The organism is Actinoplanes italicus, assembly GCF_003001815.1.
GTDB classification, from domain to species: Bacteria; Actinomycetota; Actinomycetes; order Mycobacteriales; family Micromonosporaceae; genus Actinoplanes; species Actinoplanes italicus.
The window spans coordinates 131680-146016 of record NZ_PVMZ01000007.1 but is presented as its reverse complement, the minus strand read 5'-3'; the positions used below and the strand labels follow the sequence as shown (position 1 = coordinate 146016).

General features: G+C 71.6%; 10 protein-coding genes. 5 read left to right on the top strand and 5 right to left on the bottom strand.

Features of this window, described 5'->3' with window-relative positions; translation table 11 throughout:
- Nucleotides 1-102 precede the first annotated feature (102 nt).
- Entirely contained in the window at nucleotides 103-651 is a 549-nt protein-coding gene (locus CLV67_RS18775; RefSeq protein WP_106320067.1) for a MerR family transcriptional regulator, read from the top strand.
- 39 nt (nucleotides 652-690) lie between these two features.
- Nucleotides 691-2946, top strand: a complete 2256-nt coding sequence (locus CLV67_RS18770; protein ID WP_106320065.1) for an ATP-binding cassette domain-containing protein — start codon at nucleotides 691-693, stop codon at nucleotides 2944-2946.
- Nucleotides 2947-3701: 755 nt separating this feature from the next.
- Here CLV67_RS18770 and CLV67_RS18765 read toward each other — a convergent pair.
- On the bottom strand, nucleotides 3702-4493 hold the full coding sequence (locus CLV67_RS18765) for an alpha/beta fold hydrolase (RefSeq protein WP_106320580.1): 792 nt from the start codon (nucleotides 4491-4493) through the stop codon (nucleotides 3702-3704).
- Nucleotides 4494-4592: 99 nt separating this feature from the next.
- Between CLV67_RS18765 and CLV67_RS18760 the strand changes: the two genes are divergently transcribed.
- Entirely contained in the window at nucleotides 4593-5588 is a 996-nt protein-coding gene (locus CLV67_RS18760; RefSeq protein ID WP_106320063.1) for a sigma-70 family RNA polymerase sigma factor, read from the top strand.
- Here CLV67_RS18760 and CLV67_RS18755 read toward each other — a convergent pair.
- The 3 genes from CLV67_RS18755 to asnB all read right to left on the bottom strand — a co-directional run bounded on the left by CLV67_RS18755 (nucleotide 5487) and on the right by asnB (nucleotide 8855).
- Nucleotides 5487-5897: an STAS domain-containing protein gene (locus tag CLV67_RS18755; RefSeq protein ID WP_106320061.1), complete on the bottom strand. Its 411-nt coding sequence runs from the start codon at nucleotides 5895-5897 to the stop codon at nucleotides 5487-5489. The two genes, CLV67_RS18760 and CLV67_RS18755, sit on opposite strands and share 102 nt — an antisense overlap.
- Nucleotides 5898-5951: 54 nt before the next feature.
- Entirely contained in the window at nucleotides 5952-6632 is a 681-nt protein-coding gene (locus tag CLV67_RS18750) for a hypothetical protein (RefSeq protein WP_239166396.1), read from the bottom strand.
- 282 nt (nucleotides 6633-6914) lie between these two features.
- Nucleotides 6915-8855: an asparagine synthase (glutamine-hydrolyzing) gene (gene asnB / locus CLV67_RS18745; protein ID WP_106320059.1), complete on the bottom strand. Its 1941-nt coding sequence runs from the start codon at nucleotides 8853-8855 to the stop codon at nucleotides 6915-6917.
- A gap of 155 nt (nucleotides 8856-9010) precedes the next feature.
- On the opposite strand from asnB, the gene CLV67_RS18740 reads away from it, so the two are divergent.
- Both CLV67_RS18740 and CLV67_RS18735 read left to right on the top strand, forming a co-directional pair.
- Nucleotides 9011-9715, top strand: a complete 705-nt coding sequence (locus CLV67_RS18740) for a response regulator transcription factor (RefSeq protein WP_203737172.1) — start codon at nucleotides 9011-9013, stop codon at nucleotides 9713-9715.
- Nucleotides 9712-11505 (top strand): sensor histidine kinase, encoded by a 1794-nt coding sequence (locus CLV67_RS18735; protein WP_106320057.1) that lies wholly within the window; start codon nucleotides 9712-9714, stop codon nucleotides 11503-11505. The genes CLV67_RS18740 and CLV67_RS18735 overlap by 4 nt, the downstream gene beginning before the upstream one ends.
- Before the next feature lie 103 nt (nucleotides 11506-11608).
- Here the strand turns inward: CLV67_RS18735 and CLV67_RS18730 are convergent, their stop codons facing one another.
- On the bottom strand, nucleotides 11609-14335 hold the full coding sequence (locus CLV67_RS18730; protein ID WP_106320055.1) for an AAA domain-containing protein: 2727 nt from the start codon (nucleotides 14333-14335) through the stop codon (nucleotides 11609-11611).
- Nucleotides 14336-14337: the final 2 nt, after the last annotated feature.

Here is a 14337-nt window from a genome sequence, read left to right as displayed (position 1 = left end):
GTTACCTCCATGTTTCGGCCGTGATTGAGATATACGCTCGTGAAGTCCAGGTGAACCGGCACACCGCCTAGATTTTGATCATGGGCGCGGGGAGGTAGTCGCGTGCACGAGCAACCTCTTGAAGGCCCTCTCGTCGGCGAGGACGGGGAAGTCGGATATCGGGGAGTGACCGCCTGTCAGGCGGTCGGGATCAGCTACCGTCAGCTCGACTACTGGGCCCGGACCACACTGGTGGTCCCGAGCGTGCGGGACGCGACCGGTTCCGGCACCCAGCGGCTCTATTCGTTCCGTGATCTGGTCGTCCTCAAGGTGGTCAAACGACTGTTGGACGCCGGGGTTTCGCTGCAGAACATCAGGCGCGCGATCGAGACGCTCCGTTCGCGGGGGGTCGACGACCTGGCGGAGATCACGCTGATCTCGGACGGCACGACGGTCTACGAGTGCCGGTCCCCGGAGGAGGTCGTCGACCTTCTGCAGGGTGGTCAGGGCGTGTTCGGCATCGCCATCGGCGGCGCGTTCAAGGAGATCCAGGGCTCGCTGTCGCATCTGCCGTCCGAGCCGGCCGCCGGTCCGCAGCCGGTCGGTGTTCCGGCCGAGCCGGCCGAGGGTGACGAGCTGGCGGCCCGCCGGGCCCGCCGTCGCGCCGGATAACGGACGGTTTCTGACCGCATTGCGCGCTACCGTCTGCCGGTGACTCACATCGCAGACAGCCACGATGTCATCCAGGTCCGCGGGGCCCGGGAGAACAACCTCCGCGACGTTTCCCTCGACGTTCCGAAACGGCGACTGACGGTCTTCACCGGGGTGTCCGGTTCGGGAAAGTCGTCCCTGGTGTTCGGCACCATCGCCGCGGAGTCCCAGCGGATGATCAACGAGACGTACTCGGCGTTCCTGCAGTCGTTCATGGGCAGCCCGGCCCGTCCCGACGTCGACGCCCTGCACAATCTCAGTGCCGCGATCGTCGTCGACCAGGAGCGGATGGGTGCCAACGCCCGATCCACGCTCGGCACGGCCACCGACGCGTACACGATGCTCCGGATCATTTTCAGTCGTCTCGGCACACCGGGCGCAGGCAGCGCGCTCGCCTACTCGTTCAACGCCGAGGGCATGTGCCCCGGCTGCGAGGGCCTCGGCAAGGTGTCCACCCTCGACCTCGACCAGCTCGTCGACCGGTCCAAGTCGATCAACGAGGGTGCGATCACGGTCCCGAACTTCAGCGTCGACGGCTGGTACGTGCGCGGGTTCGCCGAGTCCGGACTGTTCGATCCGGACAAGCCGATCAAGGAGTTCACCGACGCCGAGCTCGACGACTTCCTGCACAAACCGGCGATCAAGGTCAAGGTCAACGGCATCAACACGACGTACGAGGGACTCGTCGTGAAGGTGCAGCGCATGTACCTGACCAAGGAACGTGAGTCGGTACAGCCGCACATCCGTGCCTTCATCGACCGGGCGGCGACGTTCGCGGCCTGTCCCGACTGCGGCGGCGCCCGCCTCAAGCCGGCCGTGCTGCAGTCGCGGATCGACGGGCGCAACATCGCCGAGTGCTCGGCCATGCAGGTCAGTGATCTGGCGGTGTTCCTGGCCGGGATCACCGCGCCGTCGGTCGCGCCGGTCGTGACGAACCTGCGGCAGACGCTCGACTCGCTCGTGGAGATCGGGCTCGGTTACCTGTCGCTGGACCGGGAGTCGGCGACCCTGTCCGGCGGCGAGGCACAGCGGGTCAAGATGGTGCGCCATCTCGGCTCCAGTCTCACCGACATCACGTACGTGTTCGACGAGCCGACCGTGGGTCTGCACCCGCACGACATCCAGCGGATGAACGGGCTCCTGCTGCGACTGCGGGACAAGGGCAACACGGTCCTGGTCGTCGAGCACAAGCCGGAGACGATCTCGATCGCCGATCACGTGGTGGACATCGGGCCGGGCGCCGGGCCGGCCGGTGGGCGGATCCAGTTCGAGGGGGCGGTGGCCGATCTGCGTACGTCGTCCACGCTGACCGGGCGGTATCTCTCGCACCGGGTGGCGCTTCGCGAGTCGGTCAGGCCTCATGCCGGTAATATCCCCATTCGCAACGCAAGTACGCATAACCTCCGAAATGTCTCCGTCGACATCCCGACCGGGGTGCTCACCGTCGTCACCGGGGTGGCCGGATCCGGCAAGAGCTCACTGATCTACGGCTCGCTGCGCAACCGTGACGGCGTCATCGTCGTCGACCAGTCCGCCATCCGTGGCTCCCGGCGTAGCAACCCGGCCACCTACACCGGCCTGCTGGACGCCGTCCGGACCGCGTTCGCCAAGGCCAACGGCGTCAAGGCCGCCCTGTTCAGCGCCAACTCCGAGGGCGCCTGCCCGAACTGCAAAGGCATCGGACTGGTCTACATGGACCTGGCCATGATGGCCGGTGTGGCCAGCGTCTGCGAGGAGTGCGAGGGCCGCCGCTTCACCGCCGAGGTGCTCGGCTACAAACTGCGTGGCCGCGACATCAGCGAGGTCCTGGCCATGCCGGTCGGCGAGGCCCTCGAGTTCTTCACCGAAAAGGCCGCCCGTGCCGTGCTGGACCGGCTCAACGCCGTCGGGCTCGGCTACATCACCCTCGGCCAGCCGCTCAACACGCTGTCCGGCGGCGAGCGGCAGCGTCTCAAACTGGCCGTCCACATGGGCGGTGGCACCGCCACCTACCTGCTCGACGAGCCCACCAGCGGCCTGCACCTGGCCGACGTCGACCAGCTGCTGGCCCTGCTCGACCGGCTCGTCGACACCGGCAACACCGTCATCGTCATCGAGCACCACATGGCGGTGATGGCCCACGCCGACTGGATCATCGACCTGGGGCCGGGCGCCGGCCACGACGGCGGCCGGGTCACCTTCACCGGCACGCCCGCCGAGCTCGTCTCCACCTCGGACACCTTGACCGCACGCCACCTGCGCGACTACGTCGCCTGACACCCACCCCCGCCACCCATCCGGCCCCACCCCGCAACCGGCCCGACACTCGACCCCGTCGCCGCCCCCGGGGCGGACCTCGCCGCCGCCTGCCCGCCGCCCGCCGCCGCCTGCCCGCCGCCGCCTGCCCGCTGCCCGCCGTCCGCCGCCCATCGCCGCTGCCCGCTGCCCGTCGCCGCTCGTCGCCCGCCTGGCGAGGGCCCATCCCACGTGGCGATCTTGTGGGGTTCGGGTCGAGTTGGCGGCCGAACTTCGCAAGGTTTCTGACGTGGGTGGGTGGGGCGGCAGTGGGGTGGCGGGGCGTGGGGTGTCCGCCTACTCCAGGCGGCGATCTTGTGGGGTTCGGGTCGAGTTGGCGGCTGAACTTCGCAAGGTTTCTGACGTGGGTGGGTGGTGCGGGGTGGGGCGTTAGCGGGGTGGCGGGGGCGCGGGGTGTCCGCCTACTCCACGCGGCGATCTTGTGGGGTTCGGGTCGAAATGACGGCTGAACCTCACAACCTCTGTGGCATGGGCGAGCGGCGGAGCGGCCGCGTGGCATGGCAACAGCGGCGGCAGGCGTAGCAGCGGTGGCCGGCGGTGGCGGTGGGCTAAGCAGCGGTGGCCGGCGGTGGCGGTGGGCGCGGCGGCGGGGGCTGTGGCGGTGGCTGGCGGCGGCGGCGGTGGGCGTGGCGGCGGCTGTGGCGGTGGCCGGCGGGGACGGCGGGGACGGCGGCGTGGCGGCGGGGGCTCTGGCGGTAGGGGCGCGAGGACGACGATCAGTCGCGCTTGGCGAGGAACGCCAAGGCGAGCGTGGCGAACAGCGGCGAGTCGATGATGTCGTAGTGGGTGGTGCCGGGCACGATCGCCAGGGCGTGGCCGCCCTTCGGCCGTCCCTCGCCGGTCCAGCCGCCGTCGCGCAGGCCGCCGTCGAGCAGGTTGAAGATCTCCACGAAGTGGCTGGGCGGCACCATGTCGGCGTCCGCGCCCATGACCAGTGTCGGCACCCGCAGGCCGCGGACCTCGTCGGTCAGGTCGAAGTCCTTCTGCATCGCCTCGCCGATCTTGTCGAGCAGGCGCGGGAAGTCCTCGGGACGCGGCGCCACCCGCTGGTACAGCTCGTACATCGGCGTTTCCTTCATGAACTCCGCGGCGGCACCCGTCACCTGGCCCTGCTGCTCCAGGATCTCCGGATAGGTGGCGCCCCGCCGGATCCCGGCCGACGCCGACACCAGCTTGCCGATCTTCTCCGGGTGTCGGATCGCCAGGTGCAGGCCGACCCCGCCGCCGAGGGAGAACCCGACCACGTCCGGCTTGTCCAGCCCCAGGTGATCGATCAGAGCCGCCACGTCGTCGGCCATCGTGGCGATGTCCAGCGGCCGGTCGATGTCCGCGGTGCGCCCGTGCCCCTGCAGGTCGGGCAGGATCACCTGATACCCCGCGGTGAAGGCGGCGAGTGACGCCCCGAACATCTCGCCGGAGCCCAGACCGCCATGCAGCAGGATCAGCGGCCGGCCGGAACCCTGGATCTCGTAGTAGAGGTTGATGCCGTTGACGTCGGCGTAGCTCATGGTCACTCCCTCATCGTTTCGGTCTGCACGGGGTAGACACGGTGCCTTCCGGAAACTCATCGGTGCCGCGGAGAAAATTTCCGCGATAGGTTTCGGCCTGTGAGCGAAGCCGTCACCAATCCACCGATCGAGGCCGAGCTGGAGCGATTCCGCCCCGAGCTGATCGGCTACTGCTACCGGATGATGGGTTCGGCCTTCGAGGCCGAGGACGCCGTCCAGGAGACGATGATCCGGGCGTGGCGCGGCCACGACACGTTCGAGGGACGTTCGTCGCTGCGATCCTGGCTCTACCGGATCGCCACCAACGTGTGCCTGAACATGGCCGGCAGCGCCCAGCGCCGGGTCCGCCCGATGGACCTCGGGCCGGCCGGTTCCGGCCACGCGACCGATCCGGGCGCGATCCACCCGGAGCAGATCTGGGTCGGCCCGGTCCCCGACGAGCGCGTCCTGCCGGAGGGCTCCGATCCGGCGAACCTGGTCGCCGGCCGCGAGTCGATCCGGCTGGCGTTCGTCGCGGCGCTGCAGCACCTGCCGGCCCGGCAGCGGGCCGTGCTGATCCTGCGGGAGGTGCTGGCCTGGTCGGCGCAGGAGACCGCCGAGCTGCTCGACACCTCGGTGGCCAGTGTCAACAGTGCCCTGCAGCGTGCCCGTGCCACCCTCGCGGCCGCCACGCCTTCGGCGGGCGACGCCTTCCAACCCCTCGATGCGGAACAGCGCGAGCTTCTCGGTCGCTACGTCAAGGCCTTCGAGGCGTACGACCTGCGCGCTCTCACCACACTCCTGCACGAGGACGCCACCCTGTCGATGCCGCCGCTGGCGCTGTGGCTGCACGGCCACGACGACATCACCGCGTGGATGGAGGGCACCGGCAGCGGCTGCCGCGGTTCCCGCCTGATCCCGGTGATCGCCAACGGCATGCCCGCGTTCGGGCAGTACCGGTCGAGCACCACCGGCGCCGGGCACGACCCGTGGGCGCTGATCGTCCTGGAGATCTCAGACGGGCGGATCGCGGCCGTCAACAACTTCCTGGACACCGCCCGGCTGTTCCCGCTCTTCGGCCTGCCGGCCCACCTGCCGCCGGCCGACCTGCCCTGACCTGCCGGACGCTGGCCCCGGCCCGCCCGCGGCCAGCAGGTCGGTCAGCCCGAGCAGCCCGAACAGCAGCAGCAGGTCCGGGCAGGCACCGGTGACCACCAGCCGGCTGCCGTGCCGGCGGGCGGTCATCCGCAGCCGGGCCAGGGCCTCGACCGTCACCACGTCCGGCCGGTCGATCCCGGCGACGTCGCACGTCACGACGTCGCCGGGCCGCCCCCGCAGCAGGTCGGCCAGCCGTGCACACAGCGCGGGAATGTCGGCGCGCGTGATCGTCGCCCGCACCACGAACCGGACCGCAGAGACCCCCATGTGAGTCAGGACCGTGTCCGGCCGCCGAACTCATCGGTCCCGGGTTTTCGTTTCTCAGACGCAGTCCCAGAAGAAGCGACCTTCGCGCTCGTCCCGGCTCAGGAAGGCGAAGCCCGTCCCGCCGCCGAAGTTGAGCGCGTAGGCGTCCTCGTCGATCCCTTCGGCGCCGTCGAGCTGGAAGAAGAACAGCCAGCCCTTACCGATCCCGAGCACGTCGGGCTGCCAGAAGTGCGGCCGTCCACCGATCCAGCTGTAGTGGTACTCGTCGTCCGGGCCGAAGTCCGTCGCGCTCACCCGGACCTCGACCGGCACCCGCTCGGTCCACTGCTCCCCGCGGCGCCACAGCGACGGCCCGGTCGGCTGCGCCACCCCGCGCACGAACTCCGGGATCCGGCCGTCCGGCTGCACGAGCAGGGCGTTGTCGCCGCCCTCCGGCTCGAATGTCAGGCCGGTGCCGTCCGGGTCATCGGCGATGAACAGGTACGCCATCCGCAGCTCCGGCCCGGGAAGCCGGAACTGGGCGATGAACACCATGGGTCCGCCGCCCGTCGACGACACCGGCCAGAAGGGCTCGTCGAGCCAGACCGGCTGGCCGCCCAGTTTCGTCACCGGCTCGACGATCGGCTTGTCGACCGGTTCCCACCGCAGCGCCGCTCTCGGCCGCAGCCACGCTTCCGCTGGGCCGACAGCCGAGTCCGCCCGGTTCAGCCCCTGCCACCATTCCCCGTCACGCATCCATCGATCATGACGTCAGCCGCGCCTCACCACACAGCCAGCCCACGCCCCCGCGTGGGCTGGCTGTGGTGCGGATCGGCCCGTAGGTCACCACGCCGCGGGCACAAGGCAGACCGCGTGGTGATCCGTGCCGTGGATCGAACCGCAGGTCACCACATGGGCGGATGTTCCGCCCATGTGGTGACGTCTGGCCGGGAGCGGGCAGCGGGTGTCCGGCTGCCCGAGCGGCCGGCCCGGCCCGGTGGCGGCCGGGCCGGGGGATCGGGGCGGTGCGGACGCCGGTCAGAGACCGATCGAGGAGAGGCCCTCCTGGCGCTGGTTGGGCAGGCGGTGCGGCAGCGGGAGCGGCTCGTCGACGACGATCGAGCGTTCCACGGCGATGGCGTGCCACAGGCAGAACATCGCGACGGTCCACACCTTGCGGGAGCGGTCGGCGCCGCCCGCGCGGTGCTCGGCCAGCAGGCCCCGGACGTACTCCAGGTCGATCAGGTGGCCGGTCTGCGAGGTGGACAACAGGTGGTCCACCCAGTCGCCGATCGGGCCGCGCAGCCACAGCCGGGTCGGGGTCGGGAAGCCCAGCTTCTTGGCCGAGCGCACCGACTCCGGCACGATGCCCTTCATCGCCTCACGCAGCGCGTGCTTCGTGGTGACGGTGCCGGGCGGCAGCTTCAGGTCGGTGGGCAGGCCGGCGGCGGCCGCGTAGACCTGCTGGTCCAGGAACGGCACCCGCAGTTCCAGGCTGTGCGCCATCGACATCCGGTCGGCCTTGACCAGGATGTCACCGGGTAGCCACGTGTGCAGGTCGACGTACTGCATGGAGGCGACGTGGTCGACGTCGGCCGTCTCGGCGTACAGATGCGCTGTGATCGCCGTGTGCGGCTGGGACGTGAACCGCATCACCTTGGCCTTCTCCTCCGGGTCGAAGATCCGGGCGTTGCCGTAGTAACGCTGCTCGATCGGGGTGGTGCCGCGTTCCAGGAACGAGCGGCCCCGCACCCCCTCGGGCAGCACCTCGGCCAGGTGCTTGAGGCCCCGCTTCATGCCGGGCGGCAGCCGGTCGACCCGGTCGAGCGACAGTGGCTCCCGGTAGATCGTGTAGCCGCCGAACAGCTCGTCGGAACCCTCGCCGGACAGCACCACGGTGACGAACCGGGACGCGGTCCGGGCCAGGAAGAACAGCGGGATCAGCGACGGGTCGGCGACCGGGTCGTCGAGCAACTGGATGATCCGCGGCAGGTGGTTGAGAACGTCCTCGTCGGTGACGACGGTCGGCGTGAGCCGGATGCCGAGCTGGTCGGCGGTGTCCTGGGCGATCTCGATCTCCGAGTAGCCCTGGGCCGCGAACCCGGCGGTGAACGCGTGCAGGTCGGGCTTCTCCCGGGCGGCGAGCGCGGCGATCGCGGACGAGTCGACACCGCTGGACAGGAACGTGCCGACCGGCACGTCGGCGTGCAGGTGCTTGCGGACGCTGGCGGTCAGCGCGTCCTGGATCGCCTGGTAGGCGGCTTCCGGCTGCACGTGCAGCGGGCGCAGCGACGGCCGGAACCAGCGGTGCATGCGGATCCCGCCGCCCGGCGTCCAGATGATCCGGTGACCCGGCGGCAGCCGCTTGATGTGCCGGTGCAGCGTCATCGGGTCGGGCACGAACTGGAACGTCAGGTAGTGGGCGAGGGCCTCGGTCTCCAGGGCCGCGCCGGCCGGCGCCGCGAACGGGTCGAGGACCTTGCGCTCACTGCCGAGGTACAGCCCGTCGGCGGTCTCCAGCATGTACATCGGCTTGATGCCGAAGGCGTCGCGGGCCGCGTGCAGGGTGCCGGTGCGGTGGTCGTACGCCACGAAGGCGAACATGCCGCGCAGCCGGGGAAGGGCGGCCTCGCCCCAGTAGTGGTAGGCCGCCGCGAGGACCTCGCTGTCACCCTCGGTGGCGAAGACCGCGTTGTGCTCCCGGATCAGCTCAGCCCGCAGCTCCCGGTAGTTGTAGATCTCACCGTTGAACACCACGGTCCACCGGCCGGCGTAGTGCAGCGGCTGGACCGAATGCTCGCGGTCGATGATCGCGAGGCGCTTGAAGCCGAACGCGAACCCGTCACCGAACTCGATCTGAGTGTCGTCGGGTCCGCGGTGGTGAATGCTCGACAGCGAGGCGGCGAAGGCCTCACGGAACGAGGCGTCCAGCGGGCCGGCGTCAGAACGGCTGCTGACGAATGCGCTCAGGCCACACATCGAAGTACCTCCTCAACATTGCAAGGAGGCGACCGTAGGACGGCACCTGTGAAGAACCTGTGCGGAAGATGCTGTGATTGTGCGCGGCACGAATCCGGGACGTGAACCTCACGGGTTCTTCATATTTCTTGGGCGGCTGGACAGGCTGGGACAGAATGCGAGCCGTGACCGCCCGCATCCTCGTAGCCGACGACGATCCCAAGCATGCCCAGCTGATCCGCCTGTACCTGGAACGGGAAGGGCATCAGGTGCTCACCGTCGGTGACGGCCGGGCCGCTCTCGAGCAGACCCGTGCCCGCCGCCCCGACCTGGTCGTACTGGACTGGATGATGCCCGAGGTCGACGGCCTGGACGTCTGCCGGATCCTGCGCGCCGACCCCGACGCCACCCTCGCCAACGTGGCGATCCTGCTGGTCACGGCCCGGTCCGCGGAGAACGACATGCTCCTCGGGCTGGACATCGGCGCCGACGACTACCTGAGCAAGCCGGTCAGCCCCCGCGAGCTCACCGCCCGCATCCGGGCCCTGCTGCGCCGCACCCGCGGCGGCGAGGCCTCCGAGGTGCTGCGGGTCGGCGGGCTCGAGGTCGACGCACCCCGCTTCGAGGTACGGGTGGACGGCGAACCGGTCCGGCTGACCGCCAAGGAGTTCGGCATCCTGGAACTGCTGGCCCGCGAACCCGGCCGGGTCTTCACCCGCGGCCAGATCCTGGACAAGACGTTCGGCTTCGAGAACGAGGTCTCCGAGCGGACCGTCGACGCCCACGTCGTCAACCTGCGCCGCAAGATCGAGACGAACCCGGCCGAACCCCGCTATGTGCAGACCGTCTACGGCCGCGGCTACCGGATCGCCGAACCGTGAGTTTCCGGCTGCGGATCTTCCTGCTGGTGCTGTTCGTCGCCGGTTCGGCGATCGGTGCCACGGCCTGGCTCACCCTGAGTCTCGCCGCCCGCGAGGTGAGCCGCGCCGAACAGGCCCGTGACCGGCACGAATCCGAGATCGTCGACGCCATCCGCGCCTTCGGCGTGACGCACGGCCAGTGGGTCGGGATCGACGGCGTGGTCTCCGGGCTGTCCGAGCGGACCGGCCTGCACATCCGGGTGGAGACCCGCGACGGTGACGTGGTCACCGACTCCGACCACCTCGAGAAGCGGCCGTCCGGGCCGGTGCAGCGCCTGCCCAGCACCGTCGAACCGGTGCCGGACATCGACCCCGACATCCTGGTGTCGGCCCGGCTGGCCGGGGTGCGGATCGAGGCCAGCACGGGCGAGCGGCTCGACGACCCGGCGACGCGGCCCGCGCAGATCATCCTGCGGCGGCCGCAACTCCCGCCCGACCTGTTCGACGGGCTGCCGGCCGACGGCCGGCCGACCGATCGCGCCCTGTTCCAGGCCGCGCAGTACCGTGCGGCGCTGGCCGCGGCCCGCTGCATGGCCGCCGGCGGCGCGACGTCCCCGGCGCTGACCCTCGACCAGCCGCCCTACCTCGACGAGGAACGCCGCCTGGCCGCCCCCGACTGTGTGAGGAAGGCGGCCTTCCAGGTCCACAACGACGCCACGTGGCTCAAGGAGGCCTGGGCGGGGATCGGCAGCTGCGCCCTGACCGGCGAGGGCTACGACAAGTGCCTGCTCCTGGGGTTCCAGTCGGCGGTGCAGAACCCGTCGGTCGTACCGCTGCAGGTGTATTTCGGCGCACGGCAGGACCGGGGCCTCGAGGTCATCCAGCAACCGGCGACTTTCGGCGCCGCCGCCCTGCTGCTGGTCGCCGCGGTCGGCACCGCCGCGATCGCCCGGCGGGTCAGCCGGCCGGTCCGGCTGCTCACCGGGGCCTCCCTCCAACTGGCCGCCGGCCGCCTGGACGTCCGGGTGCCGACCCGCGGCCAGGACGAACTGGCCCGCCTGTCCGGCGCGTTCAACGCGATGGCCGAGGCGCTGCAGCGCAGCGAGGAACGCCAGCGGCGGCTGGTCGCCGACGTCGCCCACGAGCTGCGCACCCCGCTGTCGAACCTGCGCGGCTACCTGGAGGGCCTGGCCGACGGGGTGATCGAGCCCAGCCCGGAACTCTTCGCGTCCCTGCACGAGGAGACCCTGCTGCAGCGGCGGATCCTCGACGACCTGCAGGTGCTGGCGCTCGCCGAGGCGGGTGAGCTCGGCTACGACCCGATGCCGCTGGACCTGGCCGACCTGACCGAGACCGCCGCGACCGCGCATCGCGTCGTCGCCGGCAACGCGGGCATCGAGGTGGTCGTGGACGCGCCCGAGCCGGTCGAGGTGTTCGTCGACCCGGACCGCATGCGGCAGGTACTGGGCAACCTGATGAGCAACGCGATCCGCTACACCGACGCCGGTGGGCAGGTCGAGCTACGCGTCTCGCGGGACGGGCCGGACGCGATCCTGACCGTGCGCGACACCGGTGTCGGCATGAACGCCGACGAGGTGTCCCGGGTGTTCGACCGGTTCTGGCGCGCCGACCCGGCCCGGCAGCGGGCCACCGGCGGCTCCGGCCTGGGACTGACCATCGTGCGCCGGATCGTCGCTGACCAGGGCGGCGACGTGACCGCCACCAGCGAGCCGGGCCTCGGCACGACGTTCCGTGTCCGCCTGCCGGCCGTGACCGACATAAACCGCATTCTGAACCCGCGCTCGCTCTGACGAGAACCCGCGCTCTGACGGGAACCCGCGCTCTGACGGGAACCCGCGCTCTGACGGGAACCCGCGCTCTGACGGGAACCCGCGCTCTGACGGGAACCCGCGCTCACTCTGACGAGCACGCCGCGGCTATCTCCAGGGCCGCCCGGCGCGGGTCGCCGTCCCAGCGTGTGGGGAACGCGTCGATCAGGCGCCAACCCGCCCGGTGCAGGGCCGACTGGCGGGCCAGGTGCGCTTCCGGGCCGCCGGGGTGTACGCCGCACAGCACGCCGGCCGGTGACGACGCCGGACCCGCGCACAGGTCGATCCGCCAGGAACCGACCGCGTAACCGGGCCGGACCGGCACGCCGACGCGTTCGAGCTCGACGGCCAGCCGGGCCGCCCAGCCGGTCGGCGCGTCCGGAGCCGGTCCGGGATGCGGCGGACCCGCGGCGTAGCGCAGATACTCGCCGAGCAGCCCGTCCGGGGCGGTCAGCGAGTTCAGCACCACGAGCCGGCGCCGCGCCCGGGTGACCATCACGTTGAACAGCTGCGCGTCGGTGACGAACCGCCGCCGCCCGGCCGCGTCGCCATCGACCAGCCCCAGCGACACGACGACCGCGTCGGCCTCGCTGCCCTGGAAGGCGTGTACCGTGCCGACCCGTAGCCCCAGTTCCTCGATCCGCTCCACCGGGAACGCCGCCACCAGCGCGGACTCGCAGGCGTCGGCCTGCGCCCGGAACGGCGTGATCACCCCGATGCCGCGGAACCCGGCCGCCGCGAGCTTCTCCACCGCCGCTACGGCGGCTGCCACCTCGGCCGTGTTCACCCCGTCGGACACGGTCGCGCCCGCCACCGGCACCACGTCGACGGCGTCGGCCTCGTCGGCGGCCGGCGTCCGGGTCATCGCCACGATCCGCCCGTCGTAGAACCGCCGCGCCGAGAACCCGATCAGGTGTGGCACGCTGCGGAAATGCTCGGTCAGCCAGGTCGTCGGCGCGGCCGCGGTGGCCAGGTCGAACGTGCTGACCCGCCGCACGTCCAACCGGTCGTCGGCGCCGTGCCGTTCCAGCACCCCGCTCACCCCGGCGTCACTGACGAATGACACGAACCGCAGCTGTCGTGGATCGCCGACGATCAGCGCCCGCCGCGCCCGCGCCAGCACCGGCGCGGCCCGGATCTGGTCGACGTGCGACGCCTCGTCGATCACCACGAGATCGAACAGAGCGGGCGCGGCCGGCAGCAGGTCCTCCACATCGGCGACCGTGCCGATCCACAGCGGCAGCGCCCGCACCAGCGGCGGCGCGTCCAGGCGGGCGAGCAGTTCCCGGCGCCGGTTCCGGCCCGACCGCAGAGCCGTGGCCAGCGCGGACGCGGCCCGCCGCGCGTCACCGTCCCACCGCTCGGCACTGCGCGCGGCATGCCGGATCGAGGTCCCGGCGGACGCCCGCAACGCGGCCTCGGCCTCGTGCACAACGGCCCACAACCGGTCAAGATCACCACCACCGGTCACGGCGAGACGTGCGGCGGCTCGCTGCGCGCTCGCCGCGGCGAGAGCTTCGAGAACCCTTTCCATCGGTACGCCCGGACGAGCGCCCAGCAGCCGCAGGGCCCGCCCCCGAGCCCTCGCCACCCGCCGACGTGCCCACCACCCGGCCGGACTGCCCGAGCCGAGCAGGCGGGCGGCCTCGTCGAGGTCCACGTCGTCGTCGAAGGCACCCGGCACGTCGGCGGCCAGCCCCGCCAGCAGCGGCTCGTAGCCGGGCAGGCCGGCCGCCAGCAGCTCGGCCCGCAGGACCGTCGTGACGGCGGCGCGCGCCGACCGTACCCGCGAAAGGTTGTGAAGAACCGCCTGCCGGTCGGCGCGCAGCTGCCGTGACCCGACACCCTCGTCCGCGCCCGCCCCGAGGGAGGCCGCCAGGCTGGACCGGTCCGCGTCCCCGAACAGCACCGGCGCCGGACCCGAATAGCGTGCCAGCAGAGCCGCCAGCACCTCGGCGGCGTGCGGCGACTGTGTCGCGATCAGCACCGACCCACCGCGCAGCACCACCTCGAGAGCGGCCGCGACCACCGTATGGCTCTTGCCGTTGCCGGGCGGCCCGGAGACCACCGTGACCGGAGCGGTCCGGGCCCGCGCCACCACGGCGGCCTGCGCCTCACTGAGCGGAAGCGGTGAGAGGACCGGATCGCCGGGAGCGGGAGCGGCAGGGAGGTCAGGCGCACACCCGTAGACGGCGGCCAGCGCCGTCCCGGTCAGGTCCCGGCCCGCCCAGCTGCGCAGACTGTCGCGCAGGCCGCCGCCGAACACGTCACGTGCCACGAACAGCGCCGCCCCCGCCACCAGCACGAGGCGGTCCGCCGGCAGCCGCCCGCCCGGCTCGGTGACCGCGTCGAACTCGAGCCCGGTCGCCTCGGCCGCCGACGCCAGCCAGGCCCGCGCGCCGACCACGTCGAGCCAGCCGGCGCTGCCCAGACCGGGCGCGTTCTCCAGCGAGGCCGCCAGTTCCCGGTCGGCGATCAGCGGGGTGACCTCGACGTCCCCGGCCGCCGCCACCCGGTAGCCGGTGAGCGTGCGTTCCAGGTGCACCGGCTGGCTGAGCAGCGGTACCCGGATCTTGCGCTGCTTCCCGTCGACCTCGGTGCGGCCGGCCAGAAAGCCCCAGCCCCGGTGCAGGATCCGCTCCTCGCGGTGCAGCGCGTCGATGGCGGCGAGCCGGTCACCGTCCTTACGCGGCACACGATCGGAGCCGGCGAGCCACACGAGCGGCTGCGAGCCCTGCGTGACGTCCAGGATCCGGTCGGCGCCGGCCGGGGCCAGCTCCGCCAGAACGGCCAGGACGTCCTCCGGTCGCACCG

Coding starts and splice junctions, on each gene's coding strand:
- CLV67_RS18765 (WP_106320580.1), bottom strand. CDS start 4,493: ATGAGCTACGCCGACGTCAACGGCATCAACCTCTACTACGAGATCCAG.
- CLV67_RS18755 (WP_106320061.1), bottom strand. CDS start 5,897: ATGGGGGTCTCTGCGGTCCGGTTCGTGGTGCGGGCGACGATCACGCGC.
- CLV67_RS18750 (WP_239166396.1), bottom strand. CDS start 6,632: ATGCGTGACGGGGAATGGTGGCAGGGGCTGAACCGGGCGGACTCGGCT.
- asnB (WP_106320059.1), bottom strand. CDS start 8,855: ATGTGTGGCCTGAGCGCATTCGTCAGCAGCCGTTCTGACGCCGGCCCG.
- CLV67_RS18740 (WP_203737172.1), top strand. CDS start 9,011: ATGCGAGCCGTGACCGCCCGCATCCTCGTAGCCGACGACGATCCCAAG.